Below are 20,614 nucleotides of genomic sequence, written 5' to 3' on the forward strand. Positions count from 1 at the left end.
GAATTGCTACGTGGTGGTGAGGTCGGCGACGCGCAGCGACTTCGGGCTCGTGAGTTCGAGGCCGACGCGGACTTCGGCGCGGAACTGTGCCTGGTTCCGCCTGAACAAGTCAGCGACCTGGGGAGCTCCCTGCGTCCCCAGGTCGGCCGCATAGGGGTTCCACGCCAGCATTAGGCTGGACCGGTGCAGCAGCGTGATGGTGGACAGGTCGCCGACGATGGCCTGGCCGCGGGGCATGCCAACTGCGAGGGTGACGGGCACGTTCCAGAGCGTCCGGGCCGGCGCCGCCGTCGGGGCGTTGTTGAGAAGGAACCGGCCGTCGGCGTCCAGTGTGGTTTCGATATCTTCCCAGTCGAGGGGGTTGAGCACGATGCCGGTCGCGGTGATGCCGGCCGCCTCGAGCTGGCCAAGGGAGGCGCGGACGGTTCGCAGCGCGGAGCTGGTGTAGGCGGTCTGGACGACTCCGGTTGTCGTCAGGATCCCGGAGACCGGGTTTCCTTCCTCGGAGACGGCGCCGTTAAGCAGGAATTCGGATACGGCCTCTTCCACGCCGAAGGTCATCTCGGAGGCGAGGAATTCGGAAAGGCCGCTGTAGTCGGCAAGCCATTGCAGCTGGATGGGCTCGGAAAGGTGAGCGACCGTGCAAATCTCCCACGTGACCGGCTCCAGGCCGTAGCCGCTAAGCGGCTTCAGCGCTCCGTTGACGACGGCGCCGGCGTTATTGTCCCGCGAGGTCTGCCGCAGGTAGGAGCCGTTCGGTGTTTCAACGGGGCGGCTGTTCACGGCGTTGACCAGACTGTGCTCCGCCTTCGGGTCAGCGATGATCCGCCCGTCGAACCCTGCGGTCACAGCGCCCTGCGGGATGAGGGCCTTGTTCACCGACGGTCCGCCGATAGTCGGCGCCGCCTGCTCGAGGGCCTTCATGAGATTGCCGGCGAACTCCGCCGCCTTCGCCTGCTGGCCCTGCAGGGTCCCGACTGCTTTCCTCGCTTTTGCCCTGAACGGCGTCCGGCCGTCATCGGGGACGGCGTTGTTATCCTCGGAGCTCAGTTCGATGCCGCCGGTGATCGCTCGCTGGAGGGCTTCGCTTGCGCTGGCCGCGCGCGAGATTTGTTCCTCCACCTGCTGTGTTTCCCTTGCCAGGGCGGTGGCCCTGGCAGCGTCGGCCTCCGTGAAGGTCTGCTTCGGGTCGTTAGCCTTCGCCAGAAGGAGCCTGCCCTCAGCTTTCAGTGCTGCCAGTTGCTGTTCCAGAGTCATGATGCCGTCGCCAATCTCTGTTGTTCGGTATTCGGCGGCGGTATATCGATGCTTTCAAATGCGCAGCACTCAATGTGTCCCTTTCTCGGATATTGCTCTTAGTAATCAGTTACTGATCGCCGTGGAGGGACGCTTCTGCCTCATCGAGCTTGCGGGAGTAGACGTCAAAGAAGTCCTCTGGCCCTTGACCGGCCGGCAGCGCGGCGGCGGCGTGGAACATATTCCGCAGCATGCGTTCCACGGCTGTCTGTTCGCTCGACTCCATCTTCTCCAGGCGGGCTTGGAGAACGTTAAGAGCGCCAGTGTCATCGACGGATGTGGCACGGAAAAGGGCAAGAGCAAGCCGGTTGAGGTTCAGGACCAGTTCACGGTTCATTGGTTGTTCTCCTGGTTGGTGTTCGTGCTGTTGTGGGCCCCAAGGGGCCCTCGTACTTCTGAGATGTTGCGCGCGCGGCTACCCCGGCGGGCATCCGGCCTGGGCGCCGAGCAAATCTGAACCCCCTATGGGGGCCTTGCCTCCCGGCCTAGCGGCTTTGAGTGCTTCTCAGGCTGCCTGCCCGGCTCGGCGCAGGCGTTTACGTTCTGCTGGTGTCAGCCCGCCCCACACACCGGATTTTTCGCCGGCGGCCACAGCCCAGCGCGCGCAGGCGGTTTGCACGGCGCACGACCGGCAAAGGGCGGCAGCTTTTTGCTGTTGGCGCTTGTCTTCGCTGGTCCATTCGTATGAGCCGTTGGCGCAGGGGAGGACGGCGTCGCTTCTGGCGGCGAGGAAGGCGCGCCATTCTTCCAGGTGGAGTTGTTCGTCGCGCGTGGTCTGCCTCATGCCGTCCCTATCCGTGGTGGCGTGGACTCGGGGCACCTGGCAAACCAGGGCGGTACTCCTGCGGCGTCAATGTTTTTCATGTTTGCAATTCCATTTCGCATGCCGTGTTCTTCTTTGCTGGCTTCTGTCACCTGAGTTGTCTGGTTCCAGGTACTGAACAGGAACCCGGGTATATACCCGGGGTTACCTGAGTTCAGAACCCCGGTGCACAGGAGTTCACCTGGCTACCGGAGTTGGCGGTTCCGTCAGGTAAAGACTTTTCCCGCCGCCTCGTCCTTGCCGTTGTCGCTCCTCGATCAGGCCGTCTCGGATGCCCAGCTCCACAGCTGCGGCTGTGGCTTTGTCATCGCCTGGCAGCGCGGCTTTGATGCCCGTCTTGGTCGTGCCGGGAGACTTGGCCAGGAATTCGAGGACCTGCGGGAGCTTGTACGCGCGCTTGGCTTCCGTCCTGCCTCCGTCCGTGTAAGTGAGGTGGCGGCTCACGGGGTCGTAGAGCAGGCCTCCCTCGGGGAGGTCCACGTCCCTGCCATAGGCGCTGAAGTAGCGGGGCGAGGCGGGGTCGTCGTTTTCGCGCATGATCTTCCATGTGACGTCTGGCCAGTCGAGGAGCCGGGACGAGCCTCGCTGCCGTTCGCCGTTGTGGCCCATGTGGTGGACGATGATGCTTTCCTGCACTCCGGCTTCGGCGAGCAGCTCATCCCAGGCCGTGAGAAATTGCCCGGCATCGAGGTTCTCGTCCAGCTTGTGAGCGTCCAGGACGGGCCGCAGGCAGTCGAGGATGACCACACCGGCTCCCCGGATCACTCGTGCCCAGTAGGCCCGGTTGTCTGCGTCCCTGGGGTCGAAGGTGCTTGTTTTTCCGCGCAGGCTGACAACGGTCACGGCTTGGGCGTTTCGTATGTTGTGGGAGCGCAGCCAACGTTTGAGCGTGCGGGGGTCGAGTTCGTTGTCGATTAGGACCACGGGGGCGGGTCGCACGGTGAACTGCCCGAGGAACGGGGTCCCGTCGACCAGGGATCGGACAAGGTTGTCTCGCAGCGTGGTTTTCCCGGCCTTGTACTGGGCGGCGAGGATGCCGTTGCCGCCGGTGGGCAGCAACCGTTCTATTCGGTACTCCGGCTCTGTGTCGGGTGTTGCGAGAAGGTCCTGGAGCGAGATGCCGGCCGGGAACGTTTCGACGGGCGGCGCCTGTTCAGCTTTGATGATCTTTTGGGCTTCGTCCCGGAGCCGAAGTTTGCGGACCAGTTCTCGCCGCTCGAGGTCGTCCAGGGCCTGCTGGTTGTCCACCGGATGCCCGGGGAGCGGGTTTCCCGTTTCGACGCTGGTGAGCGCCCAGTCCTGCACCATTTCGGTGACGTGTTTTGGGAGGGGGCCGCCGTGCTTGCTTTCGCCGTAGCCGATGGCCTGGGGGAGTATCTGCCGGTAGTCCGCGTTCTGCTCGGGGGTGAGGTTGCGGACGCGGGCGTAGATGCTGATGGCGTGGTTGGACGCGAATGTCATGATGCGCCCATTTCTCGGCGGTGGCAGTCGTCGCAGAGTCCGAGAAACACTAGGAGCCCCGGGAAGGGCTGGATCATGGCAGCGTGGACGCCGTCTCCGTTGTGTGTTCCGCACCGGTCGCAGAGTCTGTCCTCCCTGTGGGACAGGTTCATTTGGGGTGCGCAGCGCAGGCATAGGAGCCGGGTCGGATTCCAGAGAGCGGTGACGGCAATTCCGGGCCGTTGGGGGTCTATGTGATCACAGTGCGTGTAGGCGCCTGTTTGGATGTTGTCGGCGATCTTCTGCACTTCCCCGCGCAGCCAGACTGAGGACTCGTGCCCGCGGGTTAGAGCGACGGGGTATTGGTTCGCCGATGGACGTCTTTCTTGTGCGCTCATGCGTTCCCACCGCCGGCAGGGCGTGGGTGCAGTGCGGCGGAGATACGGTCTAGCTGCTCCGGCGTGAGTGGGGGGAAGGCAGCCACGGCTTTTTGCACGTGTTCTTCGAGCCGCAGGGCTTTGAGCCGTTGGCGTGCGGCCTGCAGTTCGGGATCATCCGGTGCGCGGTCGCGCGATAGGGCTGCAACGCGGGCTCTCTCAGTAGTCCAAGACATGTTGTCTCCAAGGCAGGTTTCATCCTGCCCCTACTGAGGGCCTGTTACTGCGGTATTCCGCCGCGGCGCGGGCTAGGTGAGCTAGCTACTTAGGCAGTATAGCTTCAAGATCTTTCAGTTCGATCTCATCAATGCCGGCGCGTTGTGCTTTGTCCAGCAGCTCTCCCAGGCGGGTGGAATCGTGCCGTTGCACGCGCCGGCCGCAGAGGCGGCAGCTGAGGTCCACTTTGGTGCGCCAGCTCTCCCCGCCCTGTTTAAGACTGAAGGGTGTGGCGCCGTCCGGCATCGGCCGGTCGTTCACTAGGTTCACTGTCCCGGCGTTGGGGCGTCTTCTCCGTGACCGGGTTACCGGCCTTTCCGGCCCGAAACCCTGCTCGTCGAAGTGCCATGTCGCCACGACATGTTTACGGGTCGCATGGCCCGAATCTGTGCAAACGATGCGGATCGTGGACTCGCTCACGCGGTGTTACCTTTCGGAGTGGTGAGTACCTGGTCGGGGTCGAATCGGATTCCCTTTCCGGCGGGGAGAATAGTGACGTCCATGAGTGCCCGAATTATCTGTCGCTTGGAGCCGAGCGGCAACTGCTCCCAGGCGTCGTCCACGTCATCGGCCCCAATTACTGCGGCCGCGGGGTTGAGCGTGTCCGCAGCGGTCAGCGCGTCCTCGATGCCGCGAAGCTGCAGGCCGAGCTTGCCTGCCTGTTGGCGGACGGAGGCTTCGGACAGCAGGCCGTCGGCGAGCATGGATGCCAGAGCGTCTCGGCGCTCGCGCAGGTCCTTTGCCTGCTGCCGGAGCTGGATTGAGTCTTCAGTGTTGGTGAACATTGCTGCAGCGTCCGGCCTGGACAGGAGCGCGATGGTCCGAACTTGTACGACGTCGTCGACGTAATTCAGGCGGCGGGTCATACAGTAGCCACCGAAGCAGCGGTAGGCCATCCATTCCTTGCCCTGCGACTTGATGGGTGACGCGAACATTTTCTTGCCGCACTTGCCGCACATACAAATACCCGAGAGCAGGTGTTTGCTGTTGAGGTCGTCGGGGGCAGTCTTGCGGCGCGGATCATTCAGGCGCTCATCGAGGGCGCGGTGGGTCTCTCCGTCGAGGATGGGCGTCCACTCTCCCTTGGCCTCTGCGTCGGCACCGTCAGCGTCGACGTACGGGCGCCTGCCTGCATAGCGTGGATTCAGCAGCAGCCGGCGAATTTGTGTAACTCCCCAGGGTCCTCCTGCGGTGGTGATGAGCCCGGCACTGTTCCACTCTCTGGCGATGGCGGCAATCGTGGAACCGGAGAGGACGGCAGCGGCGGCGGCGCGGATTGCAGCCGCTTCGCGCTCAACAATGAATACGCCTTCGGGCCCGCGGTCATACCCGAACGGCCGCCTGGTCCAGAAGGCTTTTCCGGCACTGGCTCGCTGCCTGTTTGCTTCGCGTTGGCGCTTCCCCTTGTGCTGGACTTCCATTGCTGCAATCGCGGTGAGGATGGTAGCCACGGCTACGCCGGTGGGGTCTCCGAGGTCGAGCGATACTCCGTGGACGCAGGCGATGTTGACGCGCTGGGACTTGCCGGCTTCTATGACGCGGGTCAAGTCGCGGATTGTCCGGGTGAGCCTGTCGAGGTGCCAAACCACAACGGCGGTAATCCGCCCGGCGTCCACGTCGCGCAGCAACCGTTCGAACTCTGGACGCTCCTTGCCGTTGCTCGCGCTCTTGTCGTTGTCGCGGTACAGCACAAGGCTTTCCCAGCCTTTGGCTTCGGCGAGTTTGCGGCAGGACTTCTCCTGCCTTTCGACGGCGGCCTCATTGCCGGTCTTGTCCTGGGATTGCCGGACATATATTGCTATCTGCCTCATGGTGGAAAGGGTAGCAATTGACAAGCGTGGTGCCGCTTGTCTTTGGCGTGCTGCCCCTGACGGTGGTGTTTGCCGTGTTCCCCGGAATAGCGGCACTCAGCCTGAATTTTTGACCCCGCTGCTCCGGCAGCAGCCGGCAGTGGCCACGCCCAAACAACCAAACTCGGAGAAAAGGGAAGCACATGACATTCATGGCCAGGTACGGACTTGCACTGGTCGCCGCGGTGACGGCGCTAATCGGCCACTCCTTGGCTGCGGTCCCGCGCCCCCGGAAGATCGCGACATTGGCGGACCATCCTGAGCGGGGGGATGTACCCGGTTGGGTCATGATCACCCTGATGTCGGCTGTCCTGGTTGCCGCGCTGCTGGCCTTGGCCGGCCCTGCCCTGGAAGCCATGTTCAACCAGGCCATGGACACGGTCGGAAAGTAGCCTGTGGACGGGACCGGCGCGGACACCTCCGGGCGCGAGCGCGGCGCTGCAGTGGTCGACTTCGTGCTCGTGGGCGCCCTGCTGACCATGTTTTGTGTGTCCATCATCCAGCTCGCGCTCATCCTGCACGTCCGGAACACACTTATCGACGCTGCGGCGTCCGGCGCCCGGTACGGGACCCTGGCCGACCGCACCGCGGACGACGCCAGACGCCGCACCGGCGAGCTCATCGGTACGGCGCTCAACGCGGACTTTGCCCGCGACGTCCAAACGCGCGAAGTCACATTCCAAGGGCTGCGGACGCTGGAAGTGACCGTCAGGGCGCCGTTGCCGGTCATCGGTCTGATCGGTCCCCGCGAAGGGCTGGAGGTCACCGGACATGCAGCGATCGCCGGCTGACCGCGAGCGTGGCCACCTCACCAGCAGCGTTGCGGGTAGGCTCCGGGAGGCGCTGTGCCTTGACGGCCGGCGGAGCCCCGGCACTCTCCGGGCCCACCGTGCCCGCCGCCCGGAAAGCGAAGGGAGCGACGGCGGGCAGCAGGGGAGTGCGGTCGTCGAGTTCACGTTCCTTGGACTGCTCCTCATGGTGCCCGTGGTCTACTTCATCATCACGGTTGGACAGATCCAGGGCGGCTCCTTCGCCGTGGTGGGCGCAGCTGACCAGGCAGCCAAGGTCTTCGTAACCCAGCCCGATGCATCGTCGGGCCGGGCGGCAGCTGAACAGGCCACCATGGTGGCCCTTGCCGACTACGGCCATCCCGCCGGGAACGCCAGCGTCGAGATCCACTGTGACTCGGCCGGCGACTGCATGGCGGCGGGGTCCGCGGTCACCGTGACCGTACGGCTAACGGTGCCGCTGCCTTTCGTGCCCTTTGGGGAAGCGTTTCGGCTCAACGCCGGCCAGCTGAGCGCTTCGGCCACCCAGGTCGTCGGCAGGTTCCGTTGACACCGTCTCCTGCCGGCCGCACGCCCGCCGGACCAGCAAGAATGGGCCGTGATGAGGACGGGCAAATGACGGTCCTTATCATCGGGTTCGTCATGCTGGCCCTGCTTGTCAGCACCGTGGTCATGGCTGCCTCCAGCCTATACATCGAGCACAAGAAACTCCTGTCGCTGGCGGACGGCGCCTCGGTGGCCGCCGCCGACTCCTACACGCTCGGCCAGGTCGAAACGGCCAGCGGCACACCCTCGGCACTGCTGAACGGTGACAGGGTCCGGAACGTCGCAGCCGACTATCTCAGCCGCAACGGCGCCTTCGCCAGAGTCGCCGGGCTGGCCGTAACGGGCGGAACGGGGACGCCCGACGGTTCAACCGCCGTCGTGGTTCTCAGTGCCACGGTGCACCCGCCGGTGGTCAATTTCCTCATCCCGGACGGCATCACCATAGCGGCCTCATCCACCGCGCGCTCGCGGCTGACCCGCTAGACTGGTCCGCCGCTGCCCGCGGTCCGCCGCTGTCACCGCACCTGCCACCGGCGCGGCGGGTTAGGGAGGATAGCGTACGCTTAAACAACCATGGCTCAAATTGATTTTGCTGCAGAAATCCGCGCGCTGCGCGGCACCTATACCTCCATCGAAAACGTCACTGATGTCGTGGCGCTCAAGGAAGAGATCGCAGAACTGAGCGAGCGTGCCGGCGAGCCGGACCTCTGGGATGACCCTGCGGCTGCGCAGGTCATCACCTCACGGCTGTCGCACCGCCAGTCTGAACTGGAACGGCTCAACACCCTGGCTTCCCGCATCGATGACCTTGAGGTGCTGGTGGAACTCGGCCAGGACGAGGACGACGCCGCCTCCATGGGAGAAGCAGAGGCGGAGCTGGAGTCCATCCGCAAGTCGCTGAAGGACCTTGAAGTCGTCACCCTGCTCTCCGGCGAGTACGACGAACGCGAGGCCGTGGTCACCATCCGCTCCGGAGCCGGCGGTGTCGATGCCGCGGACTTCGCCGAGATGCTGCTGCGCATGTATCTCCGGTGGGCGGAACGCCATGGCTACCCGACCACGGTCATGGACACCTCCTACGCCGAGGAAGCGGGCCTCAAGTCCGCCACCTTCGAAGTCAATGCCCCATACGCGTTCGGCACGCTCAGCGTCGAGGCGGGAACACACCGGCTGGTCAGGATCAGCCCGTTCGACAACCAGGGTCGCCGGCAGACGTCCTTCGCTGCCGTGGAAGTCATTCCGCTGATCGAGCAGACAGACTCCATTGACATCCCGGACAACGAAATCCGCGTGGACGTCTTCCGCTCATCCGGCCCCGGCGGCCAGTCGGTTAACACCACCGACTCCGCGGTCCGCCTGACCCACATACCGACGGGCACTGTGGTGTCCATGCAGAATGAGAAGTCGCAGCTGCAGAACCGTGCCGCCGCGATGAGGGTCCTCCAGTCGAGGCTCCTGCTGCTCAAGAAGGAGCAGGAGGACGCCGAGAAGAAGGCCTTCGCCGGCGACGTCAAGGCATCCTGGGGCGACCAGATGCGCTCCTACGTCCTGAACCCGTACCAGATGGTCAAGGACCTCCGCACCGAGCACGAGGTGGGAAACACCACTGCCGTGCTGGACGGCGCCATTGACGACTTCATCGAAGCCGGGATCCGCTGGCGCACTGACAACCGCAACGCCGAACGCTAGACGCACCGAGGGCAACGGACCCAATCCCGCGACACGCCCCTCTGACTCCCGCCTGAGCATGGCAGCCCGTGCGTATAGTCGAGAGGCCGGAGCTCTACTTCCCCCTAGCGAAAGCCCCCGCACCGGTTGCAGACTATGCCCTTAAAGCCGTGTCCTGCAGGGTTTTAGGGTCATGATCCGTTTCGAAAATGTCACCAAGGTCTACGACCAGAAGGCCAGGCCCGCCCTGGATTCTGTCAGCCTTGAAATTGACCGTGGTGAATTCGCCTTCCTCGTCGGCGCGTCAGGATCCGGCAAGTCCACGTTCCTGCGCCTCGTCCTCAAGGAAGACCGCGCCACCTCCGGCACGGTCTACGTGGCCGGCCAGAACGTCGCCAACATCTCCAGCTGGCGTGTGCCCCGCCTGCGCCGCGGAATCGGCGTGGTGTTCCAGGACTTCCGCCTGCTGCCGCAGAAAAACGTCTTCGCCAACGTCGCCTTTGCCATGCAGGTCATCGGCAAGAGCCGCAGCGTCATCCGCGACACTGTCCCCGAGGTGCTCAAGACCGTAGGCCTCGAGGGCAAAGAGAAGCGCATGCCCCATGAGCTCTCCGGCGGTGAGCAGCAGCGTGTGGCCATTGCCCGCGCAGTGGTCAACCGCCCCGGCATCCTGCTGGCCGACGAGCCCACCGGCAACCTGGACCCCACCACGTCCATGGGCATCATGGGGGTGCTGGACAAGATCAACCAGAACGGCACCACCGTGGTCATGGCCACTCACGACGACGACATCGTGAACGAGATGCGCAAACGCGTTGTGGAGCTCAAGAACGGCCAGGTCATCCGCGACGAAGCCCGGGCCCTCTACACGTCGATGATCCCTGTGGTCGGCCAGTCCCGCAGGCTCAAGGACGCCAGCGGACGCGACGACGCGGCGGAGCCGCGTGACGGGATAGCCCGCGACCAGGCAGGGGAGGGCCGGCTGTGAGGCTCCAGTTCATCCTCGGCGAGATCGGCGGCGGCCTGCGGCGCAACCTCTCGATGGTCGTTTCCGTCATCCTGGTGACCTTCGTGTCCCTGACCTTCGTGGGCGCCGCCGGCATGCTCCAGCTCCAGATCAACCAGATGAAGGGCTACTGGTACGACAAGGTCCAGGTGGCCATCTTCCTTTGCGGTGAAGGGTCGACGGCGGCCGGCTGCGCCTCGGGGCCGGTGACGGCCGAGCAGCAGGACAACGTGCGGACCCTGCTGGAATCGCCCGCAGTCGCCCAGTACATCAACGACTTCCAGTTCGAGTCCAAGGACGACGCCTACAAGCACTTCAAGGAGCAGTTCTCGAACTCTCCCATCGTCGATTCGGTTACGCCGGACCAGCTTCCCGCCTCATTCCGGATCAACATGAAGGACCCCGAAAAGTACCAGATCATCAGCGAGACCTTCGCCTCGCAGCCGGGCGTCGAAACTGTCATCGACCAGCGGCAGGTCCTGGAGCGGCTCTTCTCTGTGATGAACGCGGCGTCCCTCGTCGCAGTGATCATCGCCGGAGTGATGACGGTGTGCGCCATCCTGCTCATCGCCACCACAATCAGGCTTTCGGCGTTCAGCCGGCGGCGGGAAACCGGGATCATGCGGCTCGTGGGGGCGTCGAAGACCGTGATCCAGCTGCCCTTCATCCTCGAAGGCGTGATCGCCGCGGTCATTGGCGCCGCCCTCGCCTCCGGAACGCTGTGGGCCGTGGCCCACTTCTTCCTGGGTGAATACCTGTCCAAGCAGTATCCCGACACGGCGTTCATCTCGCCGGCACAGACCCTGCTCCTCGCCCCGGCCCTCGTCGGGCTGGGTGTTGTTCTGGCGGGCACTTCATCTCTGCTCACGCTCCGCCGATACTTGAGGGTGTAGGCCATGCTCACCGAAGGAATGCCCATGACGAGTTCCGGCAGGCCCATTCGAAAGAGCCCGGCAGGGCGTCAGCGCAGGATTCTCAGTGCCGCTGTGGCACTGGTGCTGGCCGCGAGCCTGGGTTCGTCAGCTCCGGCCGCTTTCGCGGACGACCTTGAGGACCAGCAGGCCGCGCTGAAGGCCGAGGCCGCCCGCGTCCAGCAGTCGCTCGAATTCGTCGATGCAAAAATTTCCAAAGCGGCCGGGGACCTCGTGATCTACCGGGGACAGCTTCCGGCCGCGCAGCAGGCGCTGCTCGAGGCCCAGGGCCGTGTGGCGAGTGCCGTCAAGGAAGTGGAAGCCCTCGCTGCAAGGGTGGATCTCGCGCAGCAGAACAAGGCCAAGATCACCCAGCAGCTGGATGCCGACAAGCAGAAGATCGCCAGCACGAAGAAGCTGATCGGCCAGATCGCCACCCAGGCCTATAAATCCGGCGGCGTACCCTCAGACCTCACCCTCTTCTTCGGTTCCAACAACACCGGCAGCCTCACAGACACAATGGACATGGCCGACCAGGCGCTGCGGAGCCAGAACTCCGCGATGGACAAGCTCACTCAGCAGAACGCCACCAACGTGAACTCGCAGGCCCGGCTGCAGGCAGTCGAAGCCGAGATCAAGGACCTCAAGGCCAAGGCTGACGCGGCACTTGTCAAAGAGAAGGCCGCCCGCGATGAAGCCGCAGCCAAGAAGGCCAAGGTGGACAAGCTCATCGCCGATACCACCCGCCTGAACAACGAACTCGAGGCGGCCAGGCCCGGGATCCAGAAGAAGCTGGCTGGCGTCAAGGCGCGCCAGGACGCCGTCGCCGCTGAAATCAAAGAGCGTGACCGCAGGCTGCGCGAGGCCTGGCTCGCCGAACAGCGGCGGATCGCAGCCGCTGCCGCCGCGGCAGCGAAGGCCAAGGGGGAGCAGCCCGCGCCTTACGTGCCGCCGGTGGCGGGGCCGCCGTCGGCCTTTGGCCTCCGCCACCCGTTCCCCGACAGCGTTCCCATTACCTCCGGTTTTGGATGGCGTTCGACGCCGCCAGGCACCATCGATTTTTACGGCACCGGCGGCTACATGCACACGGGCATTGACTTCGGTGCCGCGTGCGGCACGCCGGTGTACGCGGCGGCGGCCGGCACGGTGTTCTCAGCGGGCTGGGCGGACGACGGCGGCGGAAACAACGTCAAGATCTCGCACGGCGTGGTCCAGGGCAACTCGCTGACCACGATCTACTACCACAACACCAGTGTGGTGGTCTCGGCGGGACAGCAGGTCAGCCAGGGCCAGCTCATCGCCTACTCCGGCACCACCGGAAACTCCACGGGCTGCCATTCGCACTTTGAGACCTGGCTGAACGGCGAGGCGGTTGACCCGATGCGCCTGCTCTGACGCGGCGGCGCCGGCGGCCTGGCGACGCGGGCCGGCCGGCGCACCTGCCGTAGAATAGTAAGACTTTGTTCCGGTGCCGCCGGAACAGCCAGTACCGAGAACTGAGGAGTTGAACCGTGCCCAAAGAAAGTGGCCGTAAAGTCGTGGCCACCAACCGGAAGGCCCGGCACGACTACCACGTCATGGACACCTACGAGGCTGGCATCGCGCTCATGGGGACGGAGGTGAAGTCCCTCCGCGAAGGCCACGCATCCATGGTCGACGGGTTCTGTACGTTCTACAACGACGAGCTCTGGATGGAAGGCATCCACATCCCTGAATACAACCAGGGAAGCTGGACCAACCATGCGGCCCGCCGGCGCCGTAAGCTCCTGCTGCACCGCGAGGAACTCATCAAGATTTCGCACAAGATCCGCGAGTCGGGCTTCACCATTGTGCCGCTGCAGCTGTATTTTGTGGACGGCCGGGCCAAGGTGGAGATTGGCATCGCGCGCGGTAAGAAGGACTACGACAAGCGCCAGACGCTGCGGGAGCAGCAGGACAAGCGCGAGGCCCTGCGAGTCATGCGGGAACGCAACCGGCGCTAGTGCGGCAGGTTCGACGCGCGGTGCGCCGCCTGGAATGAATTGCCGCCCTAATGCGTTATGATTGGTAGTCCGGCAGGGATCAGGTTCTGAACCTGCGCCCCGTCGGTTTGGTAACAAAATACGGGGATGATCGGTTTCGACGATGTTAGTCGCGACAGGTGAAGCGGGCCGAGGATGCAGAATTATCTCGTAAACGCTGTCTGCAAACCAATAAGTGCCGAATCTAAGCGCACTGACTTCGAACTCGCTGCTTAAGCAGTAGTTCAGTCCGTCAGCCCGGGGATGCTATCGCCCCGGATCCTGGCGTCATTTAGATAGCCACTGCTGTTTGCTCCCGTCATCGGAGTAAACGGGACTCTTAGATGACTGGGCCCGGATCAGCCGCCTGTTTGCAGGACGGCTGGGGCCGAGAAAGTCCGACGCAAACTGCGCCCGGAGAAGCCCTGACAACACGACATCGGACGGGGGTTCAATTCCCCCCATCTCCACAAAATCCCGTTACCTGACGGGGAACGCCCGGACCTCGGTCCGGGCGTTCTTTGTTTAAGCCGTTGACCCAGCCGGCGGCAGCAGTTGCTGTTCACCCACGGCGTAGCCCGCACGGGACTACCGGCCCGACCCGCGGGGTTGTGAGAGGTATCACGAATCCAGCGATTCGAAACCCAGCGGTAGGGAGGCACGCCATGTCCACGGCGGCTGCAAATGAACCGGGTCCCGTCGATGACGGCGCGGCTCTCGACTCCTATTCGGAGACGGTCATCAGGGTGGCCAGGACCGTCACACCCCATGTCGCCGCGATTGAGATGACGGGGAACCGGCGCAACGGTCGGTTCCGGGTCGGTGCCGGATCTGCGGTCCTGTTCACCGAGGATGGCTACCTGCTGACCAATGCCCACGTGGTGGCCGGGACCCAGAAAGGACGCGCCGTCTTCGCTGACGGCTCCGGCACTGACCTTGAGGTGGTCGGCGCGGACCCATTGTCCGATCTCGCTGTGGTCCGGGGCCGCGCCCCGCATGTCGCGCCGGCGGAGTTCGGTGACGCCGAGTCTTTGCAGGTGGGGCAGCTGGTGATAGCCGTCGGGAACCCGCTGGGACTCTCGGGCTCGGTGACGGCAGGTGTGGTCAGCGGACTGGGACGCGCCATCCCTGTCTGGGCCGGACGCAACCGCAGGGTCATTGAGGATGTCATCCAGACCGATGCCGCCTTGAATGCCGGCAGTTCCGGCGGGGCACTGGCCGACTCACGGAGCCGGATCGTGGGAATCAACACCGCGGTGGCCGGTGCCGGGCTGGGGTTGGCTGTTCCCGTCAACAGCACCTCGCGCCGGATCATCTCCGCGCTCCTGTCGGATGGCCGGGTCCGGCGCGCCTATCTCGGCGTCGTTAGCACCCCGATCCGCCTGGGCGCCAGCGAAGTGGTCCGCACCGGCCAGCGGGAGGGGCTGCGCGTGGTGGAGGTCCTGTCCGGTTCCCCGGCGGAGCAGGCTGGTCTGCGGACCGGTGATGTGCTGCTGCGGGTAGGCTCCCGTGCCGTCAGCAATGCCGAAAGCCTGCAGAAACTGCTCTTCGCCGAGGCCATCGGCGTCCCGATGAACATATCCGTCCTTCGCGACGGGCACCTGACCGACGTGCCGGCGGTTCCGGGCGAAATGGCGGACTGGGGATAGGTACAGGACCGGACACAAAAACGGAGTGGCCAGGAAATCCCTGGCCACTCCCATCAATGTTTTCCGGCAATCAGCGTTTCTTCAGATGCGCCACAGGGTCCGGGGCTCCCTCAATTGGGGCCTTGGCCTTCTTGTCCGCGCGTTTCTGCTTGATCGTTTTGCCTGCTTTTTTCTGCTGTGGCTGGTGCGGCGACTTGTCCGGCATGGCGTGCTCCCTCGTCCGAGGGGCAGAGGGTGCCCCTCCCTACGTAAATTACGCCTGTTCCGGCCCAAATGTAACTGCCCGGCTTCGCCACCTGCACTGGTGACCCGTCAGCACATGTCACCCGTCAGCCAGCGACGTCGGCGATTCCCACGAACCGGGTGCCCACACCGTCGAACTCGCTCCGTATGAACCCGGGTGCGGGCCGGGGAACTTCGGCGGGGCGGTGATGGTCGCAAACGACATACGTGAACTCGGGCCACCACTTCTTTGGCCGGGCCGCCTCCTCGTATCCGCAGACCGCGCAGACGAGATGCACCCACACCGGCCTTTTCCCGGTCCGGTTGGCGCGGGACTGGACGAGCCAGGCGGGGGGATTGTCCAGCAGCTCGCCCAGCTCGGCTTCCGTCAGAAGCTTGGGAATGCCGTGGCGCTGCGCCATTTCCAGTGGTACATCCAGGGCAATTGCCGCATCACGTCTGCTGATCATCCACTCCACGATACGGTAAGTCATGAGCGATGCCGGCCAGACCACCGCGCCCACGCGTCTCCAGCGACAGGTGCTGACGGTCGCGATCGTGGCGTCCTTCATGGCGATCCTTGACAGCTTCGTCGTCAGCCTCGCGCTGCCCGCCATCGGCAGGGAACTCGGCGGCGGCCTTCGCATCCAGCAGTGGGTGGTGGATGCCTACCTCCTGACGCTGGGCGCCCTCATCCTGGCAGCGGGCTCGCTGTCGGACCATTTCGGACGGGTGCGTGTGCTGCAGTGGGGGCTGGGCGGGTTTGCCCTCACCTCGGTTCTCTGCGGGGCAGCATGGACCGGCGAAATACTGGTGGTCAGCCGGGGGCTGCAGGGAGTGGCCGGAGCACTCCTGGTGCCGAGCTCGCTCGCGCTGATCGTCAGCCACTTCGACAGTGCCGGCCAGGGGGCGGCCATCGGCAAATGGTCGGCGTGGACAAGCGCCGCCGCCATCGTGGCCCCTTTGATTGGCGGCGTATCGGTGGACCTGCTCTCCTGGCGGGTCATCTTCTTCGTCAACGTCCTGCCGGCGGCGGCCATCTGGCCGGTCCTGGCCAGGCTGCGGAAGGCCGACGCTGTCCCCGGTTCTGCCGGCGGCATCGACATTGCGGGTGCACTCCTGGCCGTTGTTGCGCTTGGAGGACCGGTTTACGCGCTGATCGAGCAGGGGACCGCGGGCTGGGGCAGCCCGCAGGTCTGGTTGCCGATGGCCGCGGGTATCGTGGCCACGGTGCTTTTTCTTTTCCATGAATCGCGCACAGCCGCGCCGCTCTTGCCCTTGGGCATGTTCACGATGCGCAACTTCGGCTGGGGCAACATCGCCACCGCCGCGATCTACGGCGGGTTTTCCCTCGGGTTTTTTGCACTGGGCATCTACATCCAGCAGGTGGGCGGCATGAAGGCGACCACCGCCGGCCTGGCTCTGCTGCCCTCCACGGTGATCCTGATGCTGTTGGCATCGTTCTTCGGGGGCCTCGCCGGCAAGTACGGGCCGCGCTGGTTCATGACCGGCGGCCCGGTGCTGTGTGCGGCCGGATTCCTGCTCACACTGTCCGTTGGCGGCACCCTGAACTACTGGACCCAGGTCCTGCCCGGGCAGGTGGTCTTCGGCCTCGGCCTTTCCATGACGGTGGCACCCCTGACGGCGGCCATCCTGGGGTCCGTGCCGGAGAAGCAGGCGGGCGTGGGCTCCGCGGTGAACAATGCGGTCTCACGAATCGCCGGCCTGGTCTGCATCGCGTTCGCGGGCTTCATCGTCGGTCCCGAGCTGACGACGCCGGGCCTGCACCGCGCGCTGCTGGCCACGGCCGGGCTGCTGCTACTGGGTGCGGCCTGCTCCGCCGTCGGAATCCGCAACCCGGTGAAAGCTAGCCCCCGCTGACCGCGATTCCTGCCGCGGCCGCAGCCAGCCCCAACAGCAGGTTGGCGAGGATGTTGGCGACGGCGGCGAGGTAGCGCCGTTCACTGGCCAGCCGCACCGTGGCAGTGGTCCAGGAACTGAAAGTGGTCAGGCCGCCGGCGAACCCGGTGGCCAGGGCAGAGTGCCATTCAGGGCCGAACACCGAAAATACGCCCACGGACAACCCGATCACGAACGAGCCGGCAACGTTGACCAGCAGGGTTGCCCAAGGCCAGTGCCGCCGCGTCGACGGGAACCCGGCCAGCCAGCCATCAACGGCGAACCTGAGGAGGGCGCCGGCGATGCCGAAGAGGCCCACGAGGAGCGCCGTCACCGACGCCCCCGGTCAGTGCCGCCGAAGGGCCCTGCATTGCCGAAAAGCCCCGAAGCGCCCAGCACCTTGCCGGTCCGCCAGCCGGCTGCTGCTGCCGCCAGCCCCAGCAGGACGGACAGTCCCAGATAGAGAAGTCCCACCCCGGGCAGCCCGCCACGGGTCAGCTGGTCAGTGGAAAACACGACGGCGGAAAAGGTGGTGAAAGAGCCCAGGATGCCCGGCCCGATGGCCGCACGGAGCCAGAACGCGGTCTGTGGCCGCGCGATCCAGATAGTGGTGAGGGCCGCCAGCACGAAGCTGCCAACGATGTTGATGGCCAGCGTGGCCCACGGCAGGCCGCCCGGCTGGTCCGCGAACAGCAGTCCCAGCACGTACCGGAGCTCCGTACCCAGCAGCCCGCCGGCGGCCACGGCCGTCCAGACCCGCCAGCCGTAACCGGAGGCCGACCTGCGGGCGGTGCCGGTGCGACCGGCCAGGGGAGCCCGCACCAGTGCCTACAGGTTGGCCATACGGCAGCCGGGATGCGCGGAGTCGCTGTGAATCCAGAGCGCGGAGGCCACTTCGTCGGCGAGGTCAACGTCGCGGCTGGTCCCGGGGGAGCCTATGCGGACCACGAGCGCACCGCCAAAGGGTTTGCGGCCGCGCACCTCGACGTCGGCGTCGAGGCTGATCTTTTCTGCAGCGAGGTAGCGCAGCAGCTCCGGGTTCTCGTCGCTGATCCGGGTGATCCTGCCGGTGTGGCCGTCGTCGAGCTCGATCATCCGGTGGGCTGAGGGCATCAGGACGGTTCCGTCAGACGCGGGGATGGGATCGCCGTGCGGGTCCCGTGACGGGTTGCCCAGCCTGGCTGCCAGCCTCTCAATGAACGTGTCCGAGACCGCGTGTTCCAGCTGTTCGGCCTCGTCATGGACTTCGTCCCAGCTGTATCCGAGGTCCTTGACCAGGTACGTCTCAATGAGACGGTGCCGCCGGACCATCGAGAGGGCAAGCCGGACGCCCTGGGGCGTGAGCGTGATGGCGCTGTACGGCTTGTGGAGGACCAGGCCCTGGTCCTTGAGCTTGCGCACCATCTCGGAAACCGAGGAATTGGCCACGCCGAGGCGCTGTGCAAGCTGGGTGGAGGTGATGGGCTTGTCCTGCCATTCCGTAAAGGAATAGATGACCTTAACGTAGTCCTCGATCGAGGAGGAGGGCGTACTGGTCTTCACAACTTCAAGCCTACCTGCTGCCGCCACGGCCCTCCGCCCTGACAGCCCGCCAGGTCTGGGTGAGGTAGGGGAGCTGCAGCAGTTCGCTCTCGGCATGCCCCAGGTGCTCGTGCAGGTACCAGGTCAGATTGCCGGTCACCTTGGAGCGGGTGGATTCGTTGGCCCTGAGGTAATAGCTGCGGGACTTGGCCAGTTCGAGGATGTCGTCCGGGGTAACGGCATCTTCCCACCGCGTTAAATGGCTCTCCAGGGACGTGAATTCCGGGCCGATTTTGGGGCGGAAGTCGGGTTTGTGGACGTCGCCGGCGTGCATGATGCGGGACAGCCGGTGCACCCAGGGCACTGACGTGTCCAGCTGGTTCCAGATCAGGCCCAGCACCCCGTGGGGCCTGAGGATCCGGGAAATCTCGGTGCTGGCCCGCAGCGGGTCGCACCAGTGCCACGCCTGGGCAACGCTGGCGACGTCGAACGAGGCGTCGGGCAGTCCGGTCTCCTCCGCGGTCCCTTCCAGGGCCTGAACCCCGGGGTAGGTACGGCTGAGCTGCTCCAGCATGTCCGCGGAAGGGTCCACCGCGCTGACGCTCAGTCCGCGTTCCACGAGCAATGCCGTGAACTTGCCGGTTCCGGCTCCGATGTCGGCAGCAGTGCGGGCTCCGGCTGGAATGAGCCAGTCCGCGGAATCACCAGGGTAGCCGGGACGGACGCGGTGGTAGTGCTCGCCGCCGTCCTGGAAGCTCTGCCCAAGCTCCTGCCGCCGCCCGTGATGAAGTTTGGGACCGCCCCGTGCCACGCACAGTCTCCTTAGCCCGACGTCGAAAATTACCTTTCGAATTTACCGTACGGGGACCGGTGGCGTCGCAGGCCGGGGGCGGCGTCTTAATTCAGCGCGGCAATTAATCCTGGGCGCAGGGTGCGGCACCGGCGGTGCCGGGCGTGTTGGGTGCCCACTCGGGGTAGGTGCGGGTGTCGTTCGCCGGAACCCAGCGCCCGGCATCCACCACGTAATCCCAGCCGAGGCCGGAGCGGCGGAGCTCTTCGATGCCGGCGAGCAGCCGCTGGGCGTCCTCGAGCCGGGACCCCACGCCGAAGCTGGCGCGCAGGGAACCGGACGGCAGACCGAGGCGCTTCAGCAGCGGGTGCGCGCAGAAGCGTCCGTCGCGCAGGCCCACGCCGTGTTCGGCCGACAGGTAGGCGGCCACCAGGCCGGCGTCGTAACCCTCCACGGAGAAGTTGACCACGCCAATGGCGTCGTCCGGGTCGCTGTCCGCGAAGATCTGGTGGACGGTGACGCCGTCGATCCTGCGCAGCCCCTCGACGAGGAAGGACCGGATGGCGGCTTCGTGGGCGTGCCAGTGCTGCGGATCAAGGGCAGCGATGACCTGGGTGGCCCGGGCCAGGGTGGCAGCTCCGAGGACGTTGGGTGAGCCGCCCTCGTGGCGGGCGGGTCCGATGGCCCAGCTGACGCCGTCGAGCCTGGCCTCGCTCACGGCGCCGCCGCCGGCGAGGTGGGGGGTGCCGGCGTCGAGCCAGTCCGGGCGGCCGATCAGGACGCCGGCCCCGAAGGGGGCGTAGAGCTTGTGGCCGGAGAAGGCGAGGTAGTCGACGTCGTCCGCGGCGATGTTGACGCGGCGGTGCGGCGCGAGCTGGGCGGCGTCCACCACGATCCGGGCGCCGTATTCATGGGCCAGCGCAGCGAGACGCCGGATGGGAAGGATTTCGCCGGTGACGTTGGAGGCGCCGGTCACGGCAAGGAGGCTGACGTCGCCGTGCTCGAGTTCGGTGCGCAGGCTGCTGATGGTGGCTTCGAGCGTTTCCGAGGCCACCACGCTGCGGTGCGGTACGCCCTGCCACGGCAGCAGGTTGGCGTGGTGCTCGATGTCCAGGTACAGGACTTCACCGGTGTGGTGGTGGTCCTCCACCGGCAGGCAACCGGCCAGCAGGTTGAGGGAGTCGGTGGTGTTGCGGGTGAAGATGACGGCGTCATCGGCGCGGCCGCCCACGAACTCCCGCACGATGCTCCGCGAGTTCTCGTACACGGAGGTGCTGATCTGCGAGGCATAGCCGGCGCCGCGGTGCACGCTCGCGTAGTAGGGCAGGATCTCGTTGAGGTACGCAGAAACAACCGACAGTGCAGGCGCGGAGGCGCCGTAATCGAGGTTGGCGTAGCGGACGTGGCCGCCCTGGATCAGCGGAGCCTGGATTTCTGCGCCGGTGACGGCGGCCAGGGGACGGCCGGCGGCGGCAAATCGGCCGTCCAGCACGCCAGCGTCGGTGGTGGAAGAAATGATTGCAGTCGTCATGGGACCTCACTGAGAAAGGAC

The 20,614-nt window shown here is 65.4% G+C and carries 24 protein-coding genes and 1 other RNA gene; 12 read left to right on the forward strand and 13 right to left on the reverse strand.

Annotation, left to right across the window (positions count from 1 at the left end; translation table 11 throughout):
• Positions 1–6: 6 nt before the first annotated feature.
• The 6 genes from AC57BR_RS23280 to AC57BR_RS23305 all read right to left on the reverse strand — a co-directional run bounded on the left by AC57BR_RS23280 (position 7) and on the right by AC57BR_RS23305 (position 6,023).
• Positions 7–1,257: a phage major capsid protein gene (locus AC57BR_RS23280; protein ID WP_496364885.1), complete on the reverse strand. Its 1,251-nt coding sequence runs from the start codon at positions 1,255–1,257 to the stop codon at positions 7–9.
• Between the two features lie 109 nt (positions 1,258–1,366).
• Positions 1,367–1,633 carry a hypothetical protein gene (locus tag AC57BR_RS23285; RefSeq protein ID WP_496364887.1) on the reverse strand — a complete coding sequence of 89 codons (267 nt, stop codon included), beginning with the start codon at positions 1,631–1,633 and terminating at the stop codon, positions 1,367–1,369.
• 168 nt (positions 1,634–1,801) lie between these two features.
• The gene (locus AC57BR_RS23290) at positions 1,802–2,080 is read right to left on the reverse strand and encodes a WhiB family transcriptional regulator (protein ID WP_496364889.1); all 279 of its coding nucleotides are present in this window, start codon (positions 2,078–2,080) and stop codon (positions 1,802–1,804) included.
• Positions 2,081–2,296: 216 nt separating this feature from the next.
• A complete protein-coding gene (locus AC57BR_RS23295; protein WP_496364891.1) occupies positions 2,297–3,580 on the reverse strand; it encodes an ATP-binding protein in 1,284 nt (427 codons plus the stop codon).
• 677 nt (positions 3,581–4,257) lie between these two features.
• Positions 4,258–4,632 (reverse strand): hypothetical protein, encoded by a 375-nt coding sequence (locus AC57BR_RS23300; protein ID WP_496364893.1) that lies wholly within the window; start codon positions 4,630–4,632, stop codon positions 4,258–4,260.
• A complete protein-coding gene (locus AC57BR_RS23305) occupies positions 4,629–6,023 on the reverse strand; it encodes a recombinase family protein (protein ID WP_496364895.1) in 1,395 nt (464 codons plus the stop codon). Before AC57BR_RS23305 ends, AC57BR_RS23300 begins: the two co-directional genes overlap by 4 nt.
• Positions 6,024–6,205: 182 nt before the next feature.
• On the opposite strand from AC57BR_RS23305, the gene AC57BR_RS23310 reads away from it, so the two are divergent.
• The 11 genes from AC57BR_RS23310 (at position 6,206) to AC57BR_RS23360 (ending at position 14,630) form a co-directional block, all read left to right on the forward strand.
• Entirely contained in the window at positions 6,206–6,454 is a 249-nt protein-coding gene (locus AC57BR_RS23310) for a hypothetical protein (RefSeq protein WP_496364897.1), read from the forward strand.
• A 3-nt stretch (positions 6,455–6,457) separates the two neighbouring features.
• Positions 6,458–6,853 carry a TadE family protein gene (locus AC57BR_RS23315; protein WP_496364899.1) on the forward strand — a complete coding sequence of 132 codons (396 nt, stop codon included), beginning with the start codon at positions 6,458–6,460 and terminating at the stop codon, positions 6,851–6,853.
• On the forward strand, positions 6,834–7,400 hold the full coding sequence (locus AC57BR_RS23320) for a hypothetical protein (protein ID WP_496364901.1): 567 nt from the start codon (positions 6,834–6,836) through the stop codon (positions 7,398–7,400). The genes AC57BR_RS23315 and AC57BR_RS23320 overlap by 20 nt, the downstream gene beginning before the upstream one ends.
• A 65-nt stretch (positions 7,401–7,465) precedes the next feature.
• Positions 7,466–7,879, forward strand: coding sequence for a pilus assembly protein TadG-related protein (locus AC57BR_RS23325; protein ID WP_496364903.1), 414 nt, complete (start codon positions 7,466–7,468; stop codon positions 7,877–7,879).
• A 90-nt stretch (positions 7,880–7,969) separates the two neighbouring features.
• A complete protein-coding gene (prfB, locus tag AC57BR_RS23330; protein ID WP_496364905.1) occupies positions 7,970–9,085 on the forward strand; it encodes a peptide chain release factor 2 in 1,116 nt (371 codons plus the stop codon).
• A 172-nt stretch (positions 9,086–9,257) separates the two neighbouring features.
• A complete protein-coding gene (gene ftsE / locus AC57BR_RS23335) occupies positions 9,258–10,052 on the forward strand; it encodes a cell division ATP-binding protein FtsE (protein ID WP_496364907.1) in 795 nt (264 codons plus the stop codon).
• Positions 10,049–10,963 (forward strand): permease-like cell division protein FtsX, encoded by a 915-nt coding sequence (gene ftsX / locus AC57BR_RS23340; RefSeq protein ID WP_003804884.1) that lies wholly within the window; start codon positions 10,049–10,051, stop codon positions 10,961–10,963. The genes ftsE and ftsX overlap by 4 nt, the downstream gene beginning before the upstream one ends.
• A gap of 24 nt (positions 10,964–10,987) precedes the next feature.
• On the forward strand, positions 10,988–12,376 hold the full coding sequence (locus AC57BR_RS23345) for a peptidoglycan DD-metalloendopeptidase family protein (RefSeq protein ID WP_496364910.1): 1,389 nt from the start codon (positions 10,988–10,990) through the stop codon (positions 12,374–12,376).
• Positions 12,377–12,492: 116 nt separating this feature from the next.
• Positions 12,493–12,963 (forward strand): SsrA-binding protein SmpB, encoded by a 471-nt coding sequence (gene smpB / locus AC57BR_RS23350; protein ID WP_003804881.1) that lies wholly within the window; start codon positions 12,493–12,495, stop codon positions 12,961–12,963.
• A 122-nt stretch (positions 12,964–13,085) separates the two neighbouring features.
• Positions 13,086–13,454, forward strand: a transfer-messenger RNA (tmRNA) gene (gene ssrA / locus AC57BR_RS23355).
• A gap of 192 nt (positions 13,455–13,646) precedes the next feature.
• Positions 13,647–14,630, forward strand: a complete 984-nt coding sequence (locus AC57BR_RS23360) for a S1C family serine protease (protein WP_496364912.1) — start codon at positions 13,647–13,649, stop codon at positions 14,628–14,630.
• Positions 14,631–14,700: 70 nt separating this feature from the next.
• Here AC57BR_RS23360 and AC57BR_RS23365 read toward each other — a convergent pair whose 3' ends face one another.
• Both AC57BR_RS23365 and AC57BR_RS23370 read right to left on the reverse strand, forming a co-directional pair.
• Positions 14,701–14,835 carry a hypothetical protein gene (locus AC57BR_RS23365; protein ID WP_496364914.1) on the reverse strand — a complete coding sequence of 45 codons (135 nt, stop codon included), beginning with the start codon at positions 14,833–14,835 and terminating at the stop codon, positions 14,701–14,703.
• A 124-nt stretch (positions 14,836–14,959) separates the two neighbouring features.
• Positions 14,960–15,322, reverse strand: a complete 363-nt coding sequence (locus AC57BR_RS23370) for a hypothetical protein (RefSeq protein ID WP_496365214.1) — start codon at positions 15,320–15,322, stop codon at positions 14,960–14,962.
• Positions 15,323–15,344: 22 nt separating this feature from the next.
• On the opposite strand from AC57BR_RS23370, the gene AC57BR_RS23375 reads away from it, so the two are divergent.
• A complete protein-coding gene (locus AC57BR_RS23375) occupies positions 15,345–16,733 on the forward strand; it encodes an MFS transporter (protein ID WP_496364916.1) in 1,389 nt (462 codons plus the stop codon).
• Here the strand turns inward: AC57BR_RS23375 and AC57BR_RS23380 are convergent.
• From AC57BR_RS23380 to AC57BR_RS23400, 5 genes are all read right to left on the reverse strand, one after another.
• The gene (locus AC57BR_RS23380; RefSeq protein WP_496364918.1) at positions 16,720–17,085 is read right to left on the reverse strand and encodes a fluoride efflux transporter FluC; all 366 of its coding nucleotides are present in this window, start codon (positions 17,083–17,085) and stop codon (positions 16,720–16,722) included. The two genes, AC57BR_RS23375 and AC57BR_RS23380, sit on opposite strands and share 14 nt — an antisense overlap.
• Positions 17,082–17,573, reverse strand: coding sequence for a fluoride efflux transporter FluC (locus AC57BR_RS23385; RefSeq protein WP_496364920.1), 492 nt, complete (start codon positions 17,571–17,573; stop codon positions 17,082–17,084). The genes AC57BR_RS23380 and AC57BR_RS23385 overlap by 4 nt, the downstream gene beginning before the upstream one ends.
• Positions 17,574–17,579: 6 nt before the next feature.
• Positions 17,580–18,293 carry a metal-dependent transcriptional regulator gene (locus AC57BR_RS23390; protein ID WP_496364922.1) on the reverse strand — a complete coding sequence of 238 codons (714 nt, stop codon included), beginning with the start codon at positions 18,291–18,293 and terminating at the stop codon, positions 17,580–17,582.
• Positions 18,294–18,303: 10 nt separating this feature from the next.
• Complete coding sequence (locus AC57BR_RS23395) at positions 18,304–19,083, reverse strand: class I SAM-dependent methyltransferase (protein WP_496364924.1); 780 nt, start codon at positions 19,081–19,083, stop codon at positions 18,304–18,306.
• Between the two features lie 103 nt (positions 19,084–19,186).
• Positions 19,187–20,593, reverse strand: coding sequence for an aminotransferase class V-fold PLP-dependent enzyme (locus tag AC57BR_RS23400; protein WP_496364926.1), 1,407 nt, complete (start codon positions 20,591–20,593; stop codon positions 19,187–19,189).
• Positions 20,594–20,614: the final 21 nt, after the last annotated feature.

This window comes from Arthrobacter sp. BGA-UO-ETr-C19, from assembly GCF_059568005.1.